This is a genomic window from Gilliamella sp. B2828, assembly GCF_026537125.1.
Lineage (GTDB): Bacteria > Pseudomonadota > Gammaproteobacteria > Enterobacterales > Orbaceae > Gilliamella.
Genome location: NZ_JAFNMU010000004.1, coordinates 170,838 through 187,612 on the forward strand (window position 1 = coordinate 170,838; position 16,775 = coordinate 187,612).

Annotated in this window: 17 protein-coding genes; 9 read left to right on the top strand and 8 right to left on the bottom strand. The window is 33.7% G+C overall.

Translation table 11 applies throughout. From position 1 onward, the window contains the following. Position 1: 1 nt before the first annotated feature. The 8 genes from recG to uvrD all read left to right on the top strand — a co-directional run bounded on the left by recG (position 2) and on the right by uvrD (position 9,879). Positions 2-2,092: an ATP-dependent DNA helicase RecG gene (gene recG, locus J3U19_RS05355; RefSeq protein WP_267345629.1), complete on the top strand. Its 2,091-nt coding sequence runs from the start codon at positions 2-4 to the stop codon at positions 2,090-2,092. 499 nt (positions 2,093-2,591) lie between these two features. Next, complete coding sequence (gene lptM, locus J3U19_RS11545; RefSeq protein ID WP_416380307.1) at positions 2,592-2,732, top strand: LPS translocon maturation chaperone LptM; 141 nt, start codon at positions 2,592-2,594, stop codon at positions 2,730-2,732. Between the two features lie 11 nt (positions 2,733-2,743). Continuing rightward, positions 2,744-3,994 (top strand): diaminopimelate decarboxylase, encoded by a 1,251-nt coding sequence (gene lysA, locus J3U19_RS05360; RefSeq protein WP_267345631.1) that lies wholly within the window; start codon positions 2,744-2,746, stop codon positions 3,992-3,994. A 124-nt stretch (positions 3,995-4,118) separates the two neighbouring features. Beyond that, the gene (dapF, locus tag J3U19_RS05365; RefSeq protein WP_267345633.1) at positions 4,119-4,943 is read left to right on the top strand and encodes a diaminopimelate epimerase; all 825 of its coding nucleotides are present in this window, start codon (positions 4,119-4,121) and stop codon (positions 4,941-4,943) included. Between the two features lie 133 nt (positions 4,944-5,076). Further along, a complete protein-coding gene (locus tag J3U19_RS05370) occupies positions 5,077-5,811 on the top strand; it encodes a DUF484 family protein (protein ID WP_267345634.1) in 735 nt (244 codons plus the stop codon). 8 nt (positions 5,812-5,819) lie between these two features. After that, positions 5,820-6,743 carry a tyrosine recombinase XerC gene (gene xerC / locus J3U19_RS05375; RefSeq protein WP_267340483.1) on the top strand — a complete coding sequence of 308 codons (924 nt, stop codon included), beginning with the start codon at positions 5,820-5,822 and terminating at the stop codon, positions 6,741-6,743. Then, complete coding sequence (gene yigB / locus J3U19_RS05380) at positions 6,743-7,456, top strand: 5-amino-6-(5-phospho-D-ribitylamino)uracil phosphatase YigB (protein WP_267345635.1); 714 nt, start codon at positions 6,743-6,745, stop codon at positions 7,454-7,456. The genes xerC and yigB overlap by 1 nt, the downstream gene beginning before the upstream one ends. A 179-nt stretch (positions 7,457-7,635) precedes the next feature. Next, the gene (uvrD, locus tag J3U19_RS05385; protein ID WP_267345636.1) at positions 7,636-9,879 is read left to right on the top strand and encodes a DNA helicase II; all 2,244 of its coding nucleotides are present in this window, start codon (positions 7,636-7,638) and stop codon (positions 9,877-9,879) included. A gap of 72 nt (positions 9,880-9,951) precedes the next feature. On the opposite strand, the gene cyaY is transcribed toward uvrD, so the two are convergent. The 6 genes from cyaY to J3U19_RS05415 all read right to left on the bottom strand — a co-directional run bounded on the left by cyaY (position 9,952) and on the right by J3U19_RS05415 (position 13,263). After that, positions 9,952-10,263, bottom strand: coding sequence for an iron donor protein CyaY (cyaY, locus tag J3U19_RS05390; protein WP_267340479.1), 312 nt, complete (start codon positions 10,261-10,263; stop codon positions 9,952-9,954). A 102-nt stretch (positions 10,264-10,365) separates the two neighbouring features. Continuing rightward, on the bottom strand, positions 10,366-10,890 hold the full coding sequence (locus tag J3U19_RS05395) for a surface-adhesin E family protein (RefSeq protein ID WP_267340477.1): 525 nt from the start codon (positions 10,888-10,890) through the stop codon (positions 10,366-10,368). After that, positions 10,891-11,688, bottom strand: a complete 798-nt coding sequence (locus tag J3U19_RS05400; protein WP_267340476.1) for a hypothetical protein — start codon at positions 11,686-11,688, stop codon at positions 10,891-10,893. Positions 11,689-11,770: 82 nt separating this feature from the next. Continuing rightward, positions 11,771-12,406, bottom strand: a complete 636-nt coding sequence (locus tag J3U19_RS05405; protein WP_267340475.1) for a thiamine diphosphokinase — start codon at positions 12,404-12,406, stop codon at positions 11,771-11,773. A 19-nt stretch (positions 12,407-12,425) separates the two neighbouring features. Next, on the bottom strand, positions 12,426-12,887 hold the full coding sequence (gene rimI / locus J3U19_RS05410; RefSeq protein WP_267345638.1) for a ribosomal protein S18-alanine N-acetyltransferase: 462 nt from the start codon (positions 12,885-12,887) through the stop codon (positions 12,426-12,428). After that, positions 12,856-13,263: a DNA polymerase III subunit psi gene (locus J3U19_RS05415; protein WP_267345640.1), complete on the bottom strand. Its 408-nt coding sequence runs from the start codon at positions 13,261-13,263 to the stop codon at positions 12,856-12,858. The genes rimI and J3U19_RS05415 overlap by 32 nt, the downstream gene beginning before the upstream one ends. Positions 13,264-13,353: 90 nt before the next feature. Between J3U19_RS05415 and rsmC the strand changes: the two genes are divergently transcribed. Next, the gene (gene rsmC, locus J3U19_RS05420; protein WP_267345642.1) at positions 13,354-14,394 is read left to right on the top strand and encodes a 16S rRNA (guanine(1207)-N(2))-methyltransferase RsmC; all 1,041 of its coding nucleotides are present in this window, start codon (positions 13,354-13,356) and stop codon (positions 14,392-14,394) included. A 66-nt stretch (positions 14,395-14,460) separates the two neighbouring features. Here the strand turns inward: rsmC and hemN are convergent, their stop codons facing one another. Continuing rightward, complete coding sequence (gene hemN, locus J3U19_RS05425; protein ID WP_267345644.1) at positions 14,461-15,831, bottom strand: oxygen-independent coproporphyrinogen III oxidase; 1,371 nt, start codon at positions 15,829-15,831, stop codon at positions 14,461-14,463. 335 nt (positions 15,832-16,166) lie between these two features. Then, positions 16,167-16,658 (bottom strand): Der GTPase-activating protein YihI, encoded by a 492-nt coding sequence (yihI, locus tag J3U19_RS05430; RefSeq protein ID WP_267345645.1) that lies wholly within the window; start codon positions 16,656-16,658, stop codon positions 16,167-16,169. Positions 16,659-16,775: the final 117 nt, after the last annotated feature.

A 16,775-nucleotide genomic window follows, 5' to 3' on the forward strand; every position in this document is an offset into this window, starting at 1 on the left:
CATGGTAAATCGTTTTTTTAATCATATTCCATTAATTAAATTAAGTGGAGTTGGTGATAGTTTAGAAAAAAAATTTCATGCACTTGGAATTGATACCATTCAAGATTTATTATTCCATTTCCCTTTGCGTTATGAAGATCGTACTACATCGTGTGCCATCGGTGATGTGACTGTTGGTAAACATACTACGATCGAAGGTTGCATTATAAAAACTGAAGTGATCTTGAAACGCAAACAAATGTTAGTTTGTCATATTCAGGATGAATCAGGAATAGCAATATTGAGATTTATGAATTTTAATGCTGGAATAAAAGCGAGTTTGATACAAGGTCAATGGGTAAGAGCCTACGGTGAAATAAAAAGCGGAAAAAATTATCCAGAGATTATTCATCCTCAATATAAAGTTAACGCTAACCGTGAGGATATAGCCTTAACTGATGGGAGTCAGGAAAGATATACTCCTATATATTCTACAACATATGGTTTGACTCAAAATGTGATTCGTAAATTGATTCAATCAGCGTTATTACTGTTAAAACGTAATCCTCCAATTGAAATTTTGCCTAATTATTTATCTAATCATTATTTGCCTGCGTTAGATTCATTAACAATCATTCATAATCCGCCAATTGATACCGATATCAATCTATTGGGTACTGGCGAACATCGCGCGATTAAACGATTCATTATTGAAGAGTTACTCGCCTATCACTTAAGCATGTTGCTATTAAAAGTCGATAATCAAAAGCATCAAGCCTATGCTATGCGTATTAATCAAAAGTTTATAACACCTTTTTTAGCTTCATTGCCTTTTAGTCCAACTAATGCCCAGCAACGCGTCGTTAAAGATATTTATACAGATATGGCTAAACCTATTCCAATGATGCGTTTAATTCAAGGGGATGTGGGTTCAGGTAAGACCTTAGTTGCTGCATTGGCGGCATTGAACGCTATAGAAAATCATCAACAAGTTGTCTTAATGGCGCCGACAGAAATATTAGCAGAGCAGCACTATAACAATTTCAAACAATGGTTTGAACCACTTGGTATAAAAGTGGATTGGCTATCTGGACGCTTAACTGCAAAAAATAAAAAGCAGCGTTATGAAAGTGTACAAAATGGTGATATCACTATGTTAATCGGTACACATGCTGTTTTTGTTGATAAGGTGGAATTTGCCTCTCTAGGCTTGGTGATTATAGATGAGCAGCACCGATTTGGTGTTAATCAGCGATTAACATTATGGGAAAAAGGAATAAAAGAAGGTATGCATCCTCATCAACTAATTATGACCGCAACACCCATACCTAGAACACTGGCAATGACAGTATATGCGGATTTAGACGTCTCGGTGATTGATGAGTTACCGCCTGGGCGTACGCCTGTTACGACAGTTGTTATTCCTAATTCTCGCCGAGAAGAGATTATCGAAAGAGTGCATCAAGCTTGTTTAAGTGCTCGACAAGTCTATTGGGTCTGTACGTTAGTTGAAGAGTCAGAAATTCTAGACGCTCAAGCTGCGGAAATGTTAGTTGAAGAATTGGGTGAACGATTACCAAGCTTGTCGATTGCCTTAATACATGGCAAAATGAAATCAGATGACAAACAATTGGTCATGCAAAACTTTAAAGCAGGTAACATTCAACTTCTAGTTGCAACGACGGTAATTGAAGTTGGTGTTGATGTACCCAATGCGAGTTTGATGATTATTGAAAATGCTGAACGACTCGGGTTAGCTCAATTACACCAATTACGTGGACGAGTTGGTCGAGGTAGTGCAGTTTCTTATTGTGTTTTAATGTACCAAGCTCCGCTCAGTAAAGTGGCTCAAGCAAGAATGAAAGTCATGCGTGAAAGCAATGATGGATTTGTAATTGCCCAAAAAGATCTCGAAATTCGTGGCAGTGGTGAAATTTTGGGGACTCGGCAAATGGGTGTGGCAAACTTCAAAATTGTTGATTTAATCCGTGATCAACATCTGATTAGTGAAATACAAAAAATATCTCACTCTTTACAACAAAACTATCCACAAGTTGCTCAGCAATTGATAGCTTGTTGGCTTCCTGACCGTCAAAAATATATTAATGCTTAGAGCTAATCGATTGATTATTTTATAACAGAATAAATTGATTTAAAAAATCACTCTAGTATGGTTGGTCTCTTCCATGAACCATTTTTTATCGATTTCTTTGTAAAAAAGTTTCAGGTTACACCTACGTTTCAGTAAACACGACCAGAACAATAATATGAGGTTATAATAATCTAACACTCAATGCCTACATATATCAGAAAAATCAGACACAGTAATCGCTCTCGTTTCTTGAGAAATAAAAATTGTTTTGTAAAAAAGTTTCAGATTATACCTACGTTTCAGTAAAAATTGACCAGTAAAAGGATAGTTAGTTCATTAAGGAATAAAATGTAATTTATAGAAATAATTGAATATTGCAAGATAACTCAATAAAAGTAAACAAATGAATAATATTAATATCAAAGTTATATATAACGATTTGATTATTTATGCTTTGCACGGATATGGCTATCGTGTAATATAGTCGGCATCCTAAAAATGAAATAATTGTGAATGTTCTATGAAATCATCAATAAAACTACTTTCTATACTTTTAGTTACATTGACATTATTGGGGTGTGGACTGAAAGGACCTCTTTATATTCCTGCTGAGACGTCAACAATATCAATGGATTCGTATTCACTTAACCAAACAGTTTAACGGAATAGATTATGGATTTTCTACATTATAAAAGAGGTCAATTGTTTGCTAATAAAATTGCAATATCTGATTTAGCTGAACAGTACGGTACACCACTCTATGTTTATTCAGCCAATTATATTACTAAACAGTTTCTGGCTTATCAGCAAGCTCTAATGGATACTAACCATTTAATCTGTTATGCAGTTAAAGCTAACAGTAATTTATCAGTATTAAATCAATTGGCAAATTTAGGAGCTGGGTTTGATATTGTGTCTCAAGGTGAATTGGAACGAGTGCTAAAGGCAGGAGCGGATGCGAGCAAAGTTGTCTTTTCTGGTGTAGCAAAATCCATTGTAGAAATTGAGCGCGCACTGACAGTTGGTATCAAATGTTTCAATGTTGAGTCAGAATCAGAGCTTTATCGAATTAATGATGTTGCTAAAAGATTAAATAAAATTGCGACAATTTCGTTAAGAATTAATCCTGATGTTAATGCAAAAACTCATCCTTACATTTCAACAGGATTACGTGAAAATAAATTTGGTATTAGTTATCAATTAGCATTAGATGTATATCGTAAAGCCAAATCATTAGCAAATATCAAAATAGCAGGCATTGACTGTCATATCGGCTCTCAGTTAACGGAATTGTCACCTTTTCTTGATGCTGCCGATCGTATTGTGGCACTAATCGATGAATTAAAAACTAATGACATCAGTATTGATCATATTGATTTAGGAGGCGGTTTGGGAGTTTGTTATAATGATGAACAACCTATATCACCTTCACTGCTTGTTACTGAGTTGAAAAAGAAATTTGCAAAATACGTTAATGTTGAGCTTCTATTTGAACCCGGTCGGTGCATTGTTGCTAACGCAGGACTATTAATCACGAAAGTTGAATATACTAAACATCAAGATGGTAATCATTTTGCAATTGTGGATGCAGGTATGAACGATTTAATTAGACCAGCGCTATATCAAGCTTGGATGCGAGTTTTACCAGAAAAAGAACCGAAACTAACAGATGAAACCTTGATATATAATGTTGTTGGCCCAATTTGTGAATCAAGTGATGTATTGGCATATCAACGTGAGCTTTCGGTTCAACAAGATGATTTATTAGTGGTTTGTAGTGCTGGCGCTTATGGATTTAGTATGGCATCCAACTATAACAGTCACCCAAGACCAGCAGAGGTGATGTTAATTGGCGAGCAGCAACATAAACTCATTCGTCAGCGAGAGTCGTTTGATGATTTATGGCGAGGTGAATTCCTATAATAAATAATATTGCTGATTATGTGAGAACTTAGGCGGGTTTTCATACATCAGACAGTGTGATGTGCTTATCAGATAATATAACGCAATAGACAATTATGTTTTTTTCAATAGAAGGTAGAAATAGATGAACTTTTCAAAAATGCATGGACTCGGAAATGATTTTATGGTCATTGATGCGGTAACCCAAAATGTTCATCTTTCGACTGAAATGATCAAACGTCTTGCTAATAGATATACTGGAGTAGGTTTTGATCAACTTTTGATTGTTGAGCCTCCTTTTGCTCCAGATACCGATTTTCATTATCGAATTTTTAATGCTGATGGTAGTGAAGTTCAGCAGTGTGGAAATGGAGCACGTTGCTTTGCACGTTTTGTTCGTTTGAAAGGTTTGACCAAAAAACGCACATTAAAAGTTAGCACGATGAAAGGGAATATTGTATTGACTGTCAATGACGATGAGACGGTAAGAGTCAATATGGGACAACCTATTTTTGAGCCGAATAAAGTACCTTTTAAAGCAATTAAAGAAGAGAAAACTTACATCATTCGTGCTCAAGAACGCACAATATTATGTGGCGTTGCTTCAATTGGTAATCCACATTGTGTTTTACAAGTAGATAATATTCTTACCGCGGAAGTGGAACAATTAGGTCCATTATTGGAACAGCATGAACGGTTTCCGGAGCGAGCTAATATTGGTTTTATGCATATTATCGATCGCAATAATATAAATTTACGTGTATTTGAACGTGGTGTTGGTGAAACGCAAGCTTGTGGTACTGGAGCATGTGCCGCTGTTGCTGTTGGTATTAATCAAGGATTACTTAACAGCAAAGTCAAAGTAAACCTACCTGGTGGTAAGTTATTAATCGAATGGCAAGGTACAAATAAACCTCTTTATATGACAGGACCTGCTACGCATGTTTATGATGGATTTATTGCGATGTAAATTTTGTTTGACAATAAAGTAGATAAATAACATTTCATTCTTTGTTAATAAATTAGTTAAAAATATATAACTCCATTAATTTTAACTGATTTTTTAGCCTAGTGTGTCTTATCGGTTATAACAGAGATTCAGAATGGTTGCTAAAACATCACAATCTTATAAAGCAAAAAATACAAAACCAACAACTCGTAAAATGAAATTGAATGATGAGATTGTTAGTCAATATTTGCTCGATAATCCAGATTTTTTTATCAGAAACGCAAGTCGTATTGAAAATATGCGTATTCCACATCCAATCAGGGGTGGAATTTCACTACCTGAATGGCAAATGGCAAGACAGCGTAATAAAATTAGTCATCTTAAGGATGAAATAACCTTATTAATGGAATACGCGCGTTCTAATGAATTACTTTTTAATCAGTTTATGGATCTACAATGTCAGATAATTAAAGCCAATGATCTTGATGAACTGGTACAGATATTAAAAAATTGGGCAAAATCGTTGGGTCTTAATGGTGCATACTTATACCTTTTTGATGACAAATGGTTAATCAATGCCCCTTCAAAATATCAACATTTTGCTTTGAATAGTTCAGGTTTTGATTTTATTCGAGTTAGACATCTACAATACAGTAATCAATATCTTGGTATCTTAAATACCACCGAATTAGATTTTTTATTATCTCAACATAATTATGTTGGTTCTGTTGCGTTATCCTTATTAGGACAATTTGGTGATTTGGGGATCTTAATGTTTACCAGCTCCAATCCGAATCATTATCAGGAAAGACAAGGTACTTTATTATTAGAAAAAGTGAGTCAATTATTACCTATATTAATTGGAAAATGGGTTATGCGAAAAAAATAAGGTAAGTTATGGTTCAATCCTCTCAAAATAATCGTTGTTTATTAACTGAACCGGTTGAGCGTTTTTTAAATTATTTAAAATCGGAAAAACAGCTTAGCCTAAATACTCAAGTTAATTATCGACGTCAACTTTTTGCGCTTATAGCCATCGCAGAAGAAGTGGGAATTACTCAATGGCAAGATGTAGACTCATCGGCAGTTAGATTATTAATTAGTCATAGTAAACGAACGGGTTTACAGGCAAGAAGTTTATCATTAAGGCTATCGGCATTGCGCAGTTTTTGTGATTGGTTAATTAAAAATCAAGATATTAATGCCAATCCTGCCCGTGGGGTGTTAAATCCTAAATTGGGGCATCATCTTCCTAAAAATATTGATATTGATGAAATTAATCAATTGCTCGATATTGAATATAATGATCCTCTTTCCGTACGTGACAGAGCTATGCTTGAACTTATGTATGGTTCAGGTTTACGATTGTCTGAATTAGTCAATCTTAATTGCCGTGAATTGAATTTGAATGAGGGTGAAGTTCGCGTAATGGGGAAGGGAAATAAAGAGCGAAAATTGCCATTAGGTTATGAGTCTATTAAATGGATTAATCATTGGTTATCACTGCGTGATTTTTTAGAGCCGCAGGATGATGCGTTATTTATCTCCAAATTAGGTAAACGCATTTCACCCCGTAATGTTGAAAAAAGATTTGCACAGTGGGGCGTTAGACGCGGATTGTCTGTTCATGTCCATCCGCATAAATTACGACATTCGTTTGCCACACACATGTTAGAATCAAGTGGAGATTTGCGAGCCGTACAAGAGTTGTTAGGTCATGCAGATTTATCAACCACTCAAGTTTATACTCATTTAGATTTTTCACATCTGTCTGAAGTTTATGATTCAGCCCATCCAAGAGCGAGAAGAGGAAACAAGTAATGCACATTTATCGTTCAATAAACAAAATTAAGGCAATCACTTTCGATCTTGATGATACGTTGTACGACAACAGTGACATTGTAGAAAAATCCGAAGAGGAAATTGTTAAATATTTGCAGCGTTATGAAGGGTTACATCATTTAACTGTATCCGAACTGCATTTAGAAAAAAAAACGGTGCAGGCTGCGCAACCAGAGATTTATCACGATGTTGTGGCCTGGCGAATGGAAACTATTAAATCATTGTTAAATAAAGCAAAGATTTCTCCAGAAAATATGGTAAACATTATTAACGAAACAATGGATATGTTTAATTTTTGGCGTCATAAAATGCATGTTTCACCGTCCACTCACACCTTATTAACGAAATTAGCAACCATAGTCCCTTTAGCGGTGATTACTAATGGTAATGTTGATATTGATAAAATTGGATTAAGTGATTATTTTCAATTTTCATTACGTGGGGGAGCCGATGGGCGCTCAAAGCCTTTTCCAGAAATTTTTGAATTAGCAGTTAACAAATTAGCCGTACCGGCAGGTAATATATTACATGTCGGTGATAATTTGATAACGGATGTCAATGGTGCGATTAATAATGGTTTGTTAGCGTGTTGGATAAACATTATGAATCAGGACATTTTTCATCTTGCTGATGCTCGATGTTTACCCCATATTGAGATTAGTCAATTGCTTGAATTAGAGAATCTGTTATAATTTTGTAAATATCTGTATAAATAGACAGTGAAGCTAAGAGTGATTTACATTTAACTCAAAGCCTATCTTATTTGCTTACAGTCAATTAACTATATTTAGAAACACAATGAACATATTTGTAATGCTTATGAAATTGAAACCAATTTGTATTTGTTCTAACCAAGATAGGTTTAAATATAATGGATATTAAAAAATCATTATTAAAAGACCTCAATAATGAACAACAAAACGCTGTGACTACCGATAACCAATACACTGTTGTACTTGCAGGCGCCGGAAGTGGTAAAACGCGTGTTTTAGTTCACCGAATTGCATGGCTTTGTATGGAAAAACATTACCCTTCCCAATCCATTTTTGCCGTTACTTTCACAAATAAAGCTGCTGTTGAAATGCAAGAGCGTATCCAAGCATTAGTTGGTGACGGTTATTTTAGTGGGATGTGGATTGGTACCTTTCATGGATTAACTCATCGTTTACTACGGATGTTTTCACAGCAAGCCAAATTGCCTTCTAATTTTCAGCTTATTGACTCGGAAGATCAGATTCGTCTTATTAAGCGAATTTTTCGAGAACTTAAAGTAGATGAAAAACAATGGTCAGCAAAAGAATGTGCAGCTTTTATTTCTAATCAAAAAGAGATGGGATTACGAGCTCATGATTTCACACCAGAAGATCCTAAACAAGCGATGTGGCAAACCATCTATCGTGATTATCAAGCAATTTGCGACAGAGTTGGATACGTTGATTTTTCAGAATTAATTTTAAGAGTTTATGAACTTCTCAATCAAAATCATGATGTACTAAATTATTGCCATCAACGTTTTTCTAATATTTTAATTGATGAGTTTCAAGACACGAACTTAATTCAATATCGATTAGTAAAAAAATTGGCAGGTGATACGGCTAACGTTATGATTGTTGGTGATGATGACCAATCAATCTACAGCTGGCGTGGTGCTAATGCCGACAATCTACAATTGTTTATCAATGATTATCCGGACACTGAAATCATTCGTCTTGAACAAAATTATCGTTCAACCAGTAATATTTTAGATGCGGCTAACATTTTAATTGCCAAAAATCAAAAACGCTTAGGGAAAAATCTTTGGACAGATAGTGGTGAAGGTGAAAAGATTTCACTTTATGTTGGTTTTAATGATATTGATGAAGCAAGATTTGTAATTGGTCAAATAAAAAAGCGTCATGAAGAAGGCGATAAATTTTCAAGTTGTGCCATTTTATATCGTAATAATGTTCAATCGCGTATTTTTGAAGATACCCTGTTACAAGCAGGATTGCCGTACCAAATTTATGGTTCAATACGCTTTTATGAGCGGCAAGAAGTTAAATTAGCACTGGCGTATTTGCGTTTACTGCACGATCACAACAATGATATGGCTTTTGAAGCGACAGTTAATACTCCAACTCGCGGTATTGGTAATGTTACTCTTGATAAAGTCAGACTTACGGCTAAACAACATAATCTTTCATTATGGGAGGCGTGTTTATTATTAATTCAAACAAATGCATTAACTGAAAGACAGCGCTCTGGACTAAGTCGTTTTCTACAATTGATGGACTCAATTCATGAAGAAGTAGGACAGTTGCCATTTTATCAACAGCTTGACGTTATAATTAAATTATCTGGTGTTCAGCAAATGTATGAGCAAGAACCAGGAATTAAAGGGCAATCACGATTAGAAAATCTTGAAGAACTGGTTTCGGCTGCCGAACAATTTTTTCATAACAATGAAAATACAGTCATTGAGGATAGTACCACAGGTAAAACACTGACAGTACTTGAGTCGTTTTTAGCGTTTACCTCATTAGAAAGTCGAGATGTCGTTAAAGCTCAAGATTCCATTCAATTAATGACTCTGCATTCAGCTAAAGGATTAGAGTTTGATAATGTATTTATTGTTGGATTAGAGGAGGGTATCTTTCCTGCTCAACGTTCAGTTAAAGATAATGATAGTATGGAAGAAGAGCGACGTTTAGCCTATGTTGGAATCACTCGGGCTCGAAAACATTTGACATTAACTTTATGTGAATTAAGACGACTTTATGGTCGGGATGAACGTAATTTACCTTCTCGTTTTTTAGCAGAATTACCTGTTGAAAGGTTAAACGAGGTAAGTTATCGAGGTATTATCCCCTCATCTGAGTTTAAATCAAATGATTTAACTAAAAGAGATCTTAGTAAAAATGAGCAATTTATTATCGATCGTAAAAAATCCTATCTTGAAAAACAACGTGAAAGTGATGGTTATGTTTTAGGTCGAAAAGTTAAACATCATCGTTTTGGAGAAGGGACTATTATCAATCTTGATGGCGAAGGAGATCATAAACGAGTTCAAATTGCCTTTGTAGACGAGGGAGTTAAATGGCTGGTAATTAAATTAGCCAATCTTACCTTACTTTAATACTTATAAATTGAAAAATAGTAAAGGCAAAACTCAATTTGCCTTATCTAACCGATTTTTAGAGCTCTACCGTTATATTGTTGCTTGATCAGTGACAGATTGCGAGAATATTTTATTAAATGACTGATTTGTACGAGTACAAACCCATTCATTATCGACATAAACAAAGTGATAGCCTTGTTTTGCTGTTGCTAGCCAAACTTGAAATAGGGGTTCTTGAGTATTGACAATAATTTTACTGAAATTAGGAAATGTGATAGTAATGACATTACCATTAATTTCATAATCAATGTCAATGTCTTGTTCTTCGGAAAAGTGATCTAAAAATGATTCGACCTTATTAAACAGTTGATCGGTAATCGTGTGAAATTCAGTGATGTTCATAGAAAGTTAATCAATATTGAGGTAGTTAAGTGATATTAGCATAATCAAAAACTATCTGCCACTAGAAGTGGCAGATAGATATCAACAAAAAATCAGTAATATTTAATGAGCAATAGATAAAGAACAAGAAACGATCAACAAACGACGCTGTTCATTATTATCAATTGCATTTGCCCATCGGTTAGGTGTGTCATTGGTACTCACTAAACGACCATCGCCAAAATAATTTTCAAATAACTGAATATTCCCTTTAGCGATTTCTTTTTTATCACAGTTAGCGAAATGTTGAATCACAATTGATCGGTAAGTTATTTTTTCACCTTCACTGTTTTCTTGTACTAATGGGGGTATAAAATTAACAACCTCATTAAATACTCGTATTTTTTTATTATAAGGGTGTAGAACAATGGAACTCCTATCAATAAATGAGTAACCTATTGATTTATCTTCATTAAATTTGCTCATTGGAATAAATTGTTCACCAATGCGCGAATCTTTTAAATTTTCACTTGTTTCATGGGAACTACTTGTATCACTTTCATTATTACTGGTTGTTGCAGGAGTATTAAAATCATTACATAAAGCTGAAAAAGAAAAGAGAATAAATAACAAGTATATTTTTTTCATTTAGATTTTATCCCCATTTTTTGAATTATATTTAGTTGATTTTTGATTAATATCTTTTTCTTGTTGGGATTTCAGGTTTTCTTGATTCTCTTTTTGTTTTATTTGATTGTTATCTTCAATTCTTTTTTTACGTTTTATTTCATATTCCTTATCGATAGGTTTCATATCAGGGCGTACTGAATAGAGAATCTTTTTATCAATATCTCCTTGTATTGAGCAAATCACACGGCTTTGATTATCTTCTATTGGTTCTAAATATAAGGATTTTTCAACAGTGCCAGATCTTGGAATCACCATGTCAATTGAATACGGATTGTCTTGCCAAGTTTTATTTTTACTTTTTTTATCGTAAATTTTAGGATTAGCAAAGTGAATTTTTTCGTTAAAATCTAACCAGTTAATATTATTAAGTGCCTGTTTAACGTATTGAGGTTTATTATCAAAAATAAACCCCCAATAATAAAATTGACCAGATACTGATGTTGGAATAAAGATATTTTGATAACCTAAAATTTTTAATCCTCTGTATTCAATTGGCTTTTTAAATACCACTCTATTTTTTTTATCGTGTTCAATCGAATCGGACACAATATAAGCAAAATTATCAACAAAGGCTAAATCTGTGTACTGACTGAAAGAATCTTTATTCGTTTTTAACTGTTTAAAAAATTGATTATCACACTGAAAAAAAGAATCAATAACTTTGCTTGTTTCATTTACATTAGTTTGGTTTTGTGCATAAACCATAAAAGAAATTATTGAAGCACAAATAAGCACAAATAGTTTTTTTGTGAACATAAAGTAGGCCCTTTTTAAATAATTCTTCTGCTAATGTGTGTATAGTTGTGTATATTATTGTAAAGTAATGTAAATGTTATTGTCAATCTTGTGTAGCTTTATTTTCTATAAAAACAAGCAAGTCACCGTTTTTAAAGGATATTTTTACTGAATCCGTGATGACTTTATTTCTTAAACTTGTTAATCCTCTTAACGTTAATGTTGCATTACTTAATGGATATTTAACACCTGTAATGGTGACATTTGTAACTTTAGACAAAGGAATAAAAGAAATGATATGATTTTTTATATTACAAAGAGTTTGCTGCTTTTTGGAAAAAAAGAACTGGCAATAATTATCATAGAACGTAAAATTCAATCGATCATAGTAACGTATAACAACCGATAAATTTCCTAAGAAATGATCACTAGCATAACCTGATGCGCCATAAATATCAAATTTTTTCACACCTTTACTTGCTAAAAATAAGATGGCTTTTTCAAAATCCGTTTTATTTTGATCGGGAGTATGAATAATTTCAGTTCCACTTGGTAGAGTACCGCTATGATCAAAACTATCTAAATCACCAATAATATAATTAGGAATTATTGGTGAATTGCAAAGATAGTTATGATAAGCCCCATCTGTTGCGGCAATAAAAGCATAGTTTTCTAAATTGTTGGGATAATGTTTAGTCGGCTCACCATTTACAAAAAGTAAGGCTCTATTGCTTTGCATTGTCATATACTTTACAGTTTTATAAAGTTAAGGTATAGGCCATTATAATGGCATCTTCCTGTTTTCCATCAATAGTTGGATAATAATTTTTTCTGATGGTTATTTGGTTAAAACCTAGTGAATGATAAAGGCGAATGGCTGCATCATTGGATTTTCTCACTTCTAACCACAAGGAAGCAATAGGTTTGTCAAAATTGATCGTCATTAATTTTTCAATCAAATGATTTAAAAGCTCTTTCGCTAGCCCTTGTTGCCTAAATTGAGGGTGAATGGCAATGTTAAATAAATTAGCTTCATCGGCAACCAGCTGGCAGATGCAAAATCCGATTATTTTATTATCTATGATTAATTTCAAATTTAAATAATGCTCACCTTGATTGGAAAAGAACGTTGGTTTAGACCAAGGGATCCTATGACAAAGCTGCTCTAGAGCAAAAGCCTCGGTTAAATCATTGTGAGTGAGGGTGGAAATAGTTTTCATATTGGCATAATTGTCGCCAAAGTTGGCGCTTTTGTTGTGGTGCATTAGCTAGAACATCTAAACTGGAAGTTTGGATGGTTAATTGATTTTGCCACATTTCATCAGGTATGATATCAATAAACCAAACAACCGTTTTTATATCGCTAGCTGGAACAATGAATTGTGATGGAGTAAGTATTAAGACTTGATTTTCTTTAAGTCGAATAGCATTAAGGATATCTGTATATATTTTTTGTGTTGGTTTTTGTTCAGCAACAACAATCAAACGAATCTCATCACTAATATGGATTGTCATTTCACCTTTGAATACTGTTGAATTACGCAAAATGTATTGAGTAATATTGCATTGTTGCAAATACGAATCTTGTTCAGTCATTATTGAATTACTGTTTTTTTATTAGAGAATAATAAGGGTTAATTGTATAATTAACAGATAAAATTATAAAGGTTTTTTCATCGAGGTACTATGTCAACATCCGTTTTTACTCCAGCAAGTCAGGTAATTGAACGTCATCAAACATTTTTTCATGATAAAAATGTGATTATTGCAGGTGATATTCAAGATAGTTATCCAGCAATAATGGTCGCAAATCAAGTTAAAATTCATTGCACTCAATTTCATACTTATTTACGTCTAAAAAATAGTGTGCGTGGTGCTCAAACCATTTTTTCGTTGCTGCCGGATACGGAGTTTTATGTTGGAATGAATACACTAATTTATTACTGGCCAAAAACGAAAAGTGAAGCACAATTCCAGCTTTCTTATTTACTTAATAATATGCCCAAAGGAAGCGATATCTTTATTGTTGGCGAAAATCGTACAGGAGTAAAAAGTGTTGAAGCTTTATTACAAGATTTCGGTTCCATCCAAAAAATGGATAGTGCAAGACGTTGTGGATTGTATCATTTTCAAGCCGATAGTCGCTTAGCATTTGAACTCAATGAATGGTGGTTGAGCTACCATATTACTATTGAAAATCAAAATATTGAAATTAAAAGTTTACCAGGCGTATTTAGTCAAAAAGGGTTAGATGCAGGTTCCGAATTATTATTGAATGCAGTCATTGACCATGCTGAAATCATTAAAGGCAATGTGTTAGATGTTGGGTGTGGTTCGGGCATATTATCTACGATATTAGGTAAGCTATACCCAGATATTGAGCTCACTTTGTCAGATGTGAGTAGCGCAGCAATGGAGTCAAGTAAAATCACACTAAATTGCAATAATGTCAAAGGGACTGTTGTTGCAAGTGATGTATTTTCCAATTTAAATGATAAATATCATCTTATTATTTCTAATCCTCCTTTTCACGATGGTAAAGAGACAAGTTACACAGCAGTCAATGCATTAATTAAAGAAGCCAAAAAATACTTAAAATTAAATGGTTTTTTGTGCATCGTGGCCAATTCATTTTTGCCTTATCAATCGATTTTAGATGAAACATTCAAAAATGTGGAAGTCATTGCACAAACCACTAAATTCAAAGTCTATTTAGCCAGTCATTAAGTATCTAACCGCATTAATTAAATTGATTAAATAAGTTACGGTGGTAGCCGTAACTTTCTTAATTTATTAAATTACTCGTGAAAACTGCTGTTGTCTTGCCATTTTACGCATATAAATATCAAAACACATGCAGATATTGCGGATCAATAAATGACCTTTTGGAGCGACTTGAATTGTATCGCTATGTATGGTGATCAGTCCATCTTTCTGTAATGGTTGTAAAAGTGCCAAATCTTCGGCAAAATAGTCATCAAAATCGATATCGTATTGCTGTTCAATCACTTTCTTATCAAGATAAAAATGACAAATCAGTTGCTTTATTACATCACGACGAATAAGGTCATCACGATCTAACGTAAAACCTTTCCATAGACCATTACCGATTTTCTCGACTTGTTGCTGATAGATTTTAAGATCTTTTTGATTTTGCGCATAACTATCACCTAACATGCTAATTGCAGAGACGCCTAACCCTAGCAAATCTGCATCCCCTTGCGTTGTATAACCTTGAAAGTTTCGATGTAATTTATTGTGCTGTTGAGCAAGGGCGAGTTCATCGGTTGGTTTAGCAAAGTGGTCCATGCCAATATATTGATAACCTGATTGGGTTAATTTTTCTATACTGGTTTGTAAAATCAGTAATTTTTCCGAAGCACTGGGTAAATCGTTATCTTTGATTTTGCGCTGAGCTGCAAAGCGACTCGGTAAATGCGCATAATTGAACACACTTAAACGATCCGGAGAAATATCAATCACTTTATTGAGGGTTTCGGTAAAACTGGCAACGGTCTGTTTAGGTAAACCATAAATTAAATCGAGACTAATGGAGTCGAAATGATTTTTTCGAGCTTGATCGATCAATGAACGAATCAAATGTTCGTCTTGTTCTCGATTAATCAGATTTTGGATCTCGTGGTTAAAATCCTGAATTCCCATACTTAAGCGGTTAAAGCCAACTTGGGCTAAATGATCGATAGTTTGTGACGTAATTTCACGAGGATCAATTTCAATTGACATTTCAGCATTGTCAGCAAATTGAAAATGGGATTTTAGCGAGCTGATTAATCGGCTAATTTCTTGATCTGTTAAAAAGGTAGGTGTTCCTCCTCCCCAATGCATTTGTGTAACAATTCTGTTTTGGAAAAGTTTGGCTCGTTTTGCTATTTCAATTTCTAAAATATCCAGGTATTTGGTGACTTTCTGGGTTTGACGCGTAATAAGTTTATTACAACCACAAAAATAGCAAAGTTTATGACAAAACGGAATGTGTACATATAAAGATAAAGGTTGGGTAGGGTAACGAGACGTCGCGTTCAAAAAATCCTGTTCATTATAATTTTCATTAAATTCAAGGGCAGTAGGATATGAAGTATATCTTGGACCAGAATAGTTATATTTTTTAATTAAAGCCTGATCCCATAATTGTTTTTCAGTCATACTTCTGTTTCCGTTTAAGTCTGTGTTTAGCATTATTATATCCATGACTTAGTAAAGTTGGTTTTTGCTTAGTTACACTTTTTGCTCTGTTTCTTGTTTTCAGCTTGATCTGATTTGTTTTACGCAAATACAATAATGTGCAAATAAATAATCCAAAATATAAATTTAACATTATCAATAATGGCATTATTATCTGCTCGCTATGTGTTATAAATTACAGTTCGAATAAGACATCTGTTATTATAGCATTCAGTCAGGGATATTTTTTATAACTCTTTCCCTGACCTTACTTCAAAAATGAATGGTATTGGGTGAAGTAAGACCCTTACCCATTATTAATTACGTTTTAATAAACTTACGATATCTTCCTTCTCATCATCAAGAGCTTCAAAATCATCATCGATATAACCTAATTCTTGCATCAGTTCATCTATTCGATTCAATTTACTATCCAAATAAGTTTGTTGTTCTATAGTCAACTTGCCATTTTTTTCAACCAAATCTAGCAACATATCCAATTTAGGATCGTTTTCAAGTTGCTCTAATTCTTGTTGTGGTGATAAAACGGTTTTCTCTACTTTAGGTTGTTTAACAGCCTTAAGGGGATTCACCTTTGTATCAACAACTAAAGCAATCGGCGTTTTACTGCCTATACGTGGATCTTTCGCTACTTTTTGAGTATTGTTATTTTTGTTTTTATCTGTATTATTAAAGCGTGAACCACTAGGCAAACCTTTATGCTTGCGTTTACGTTTGAGTTCGCGAGACTCTTCATTAATTTCCTGACGGCTTTTTTTGAGTTTTTGTTTCGATTTAGTTTTTAACATACTATCTCTGTTTTACAGTTTGGTTAATCATTTATTCAGTATATTTTATCAGTAAGTCTAAAATATAGCTATGAGGAAGACACATTGTGAATTAGTGATTGTAAAATTACAGTTTTA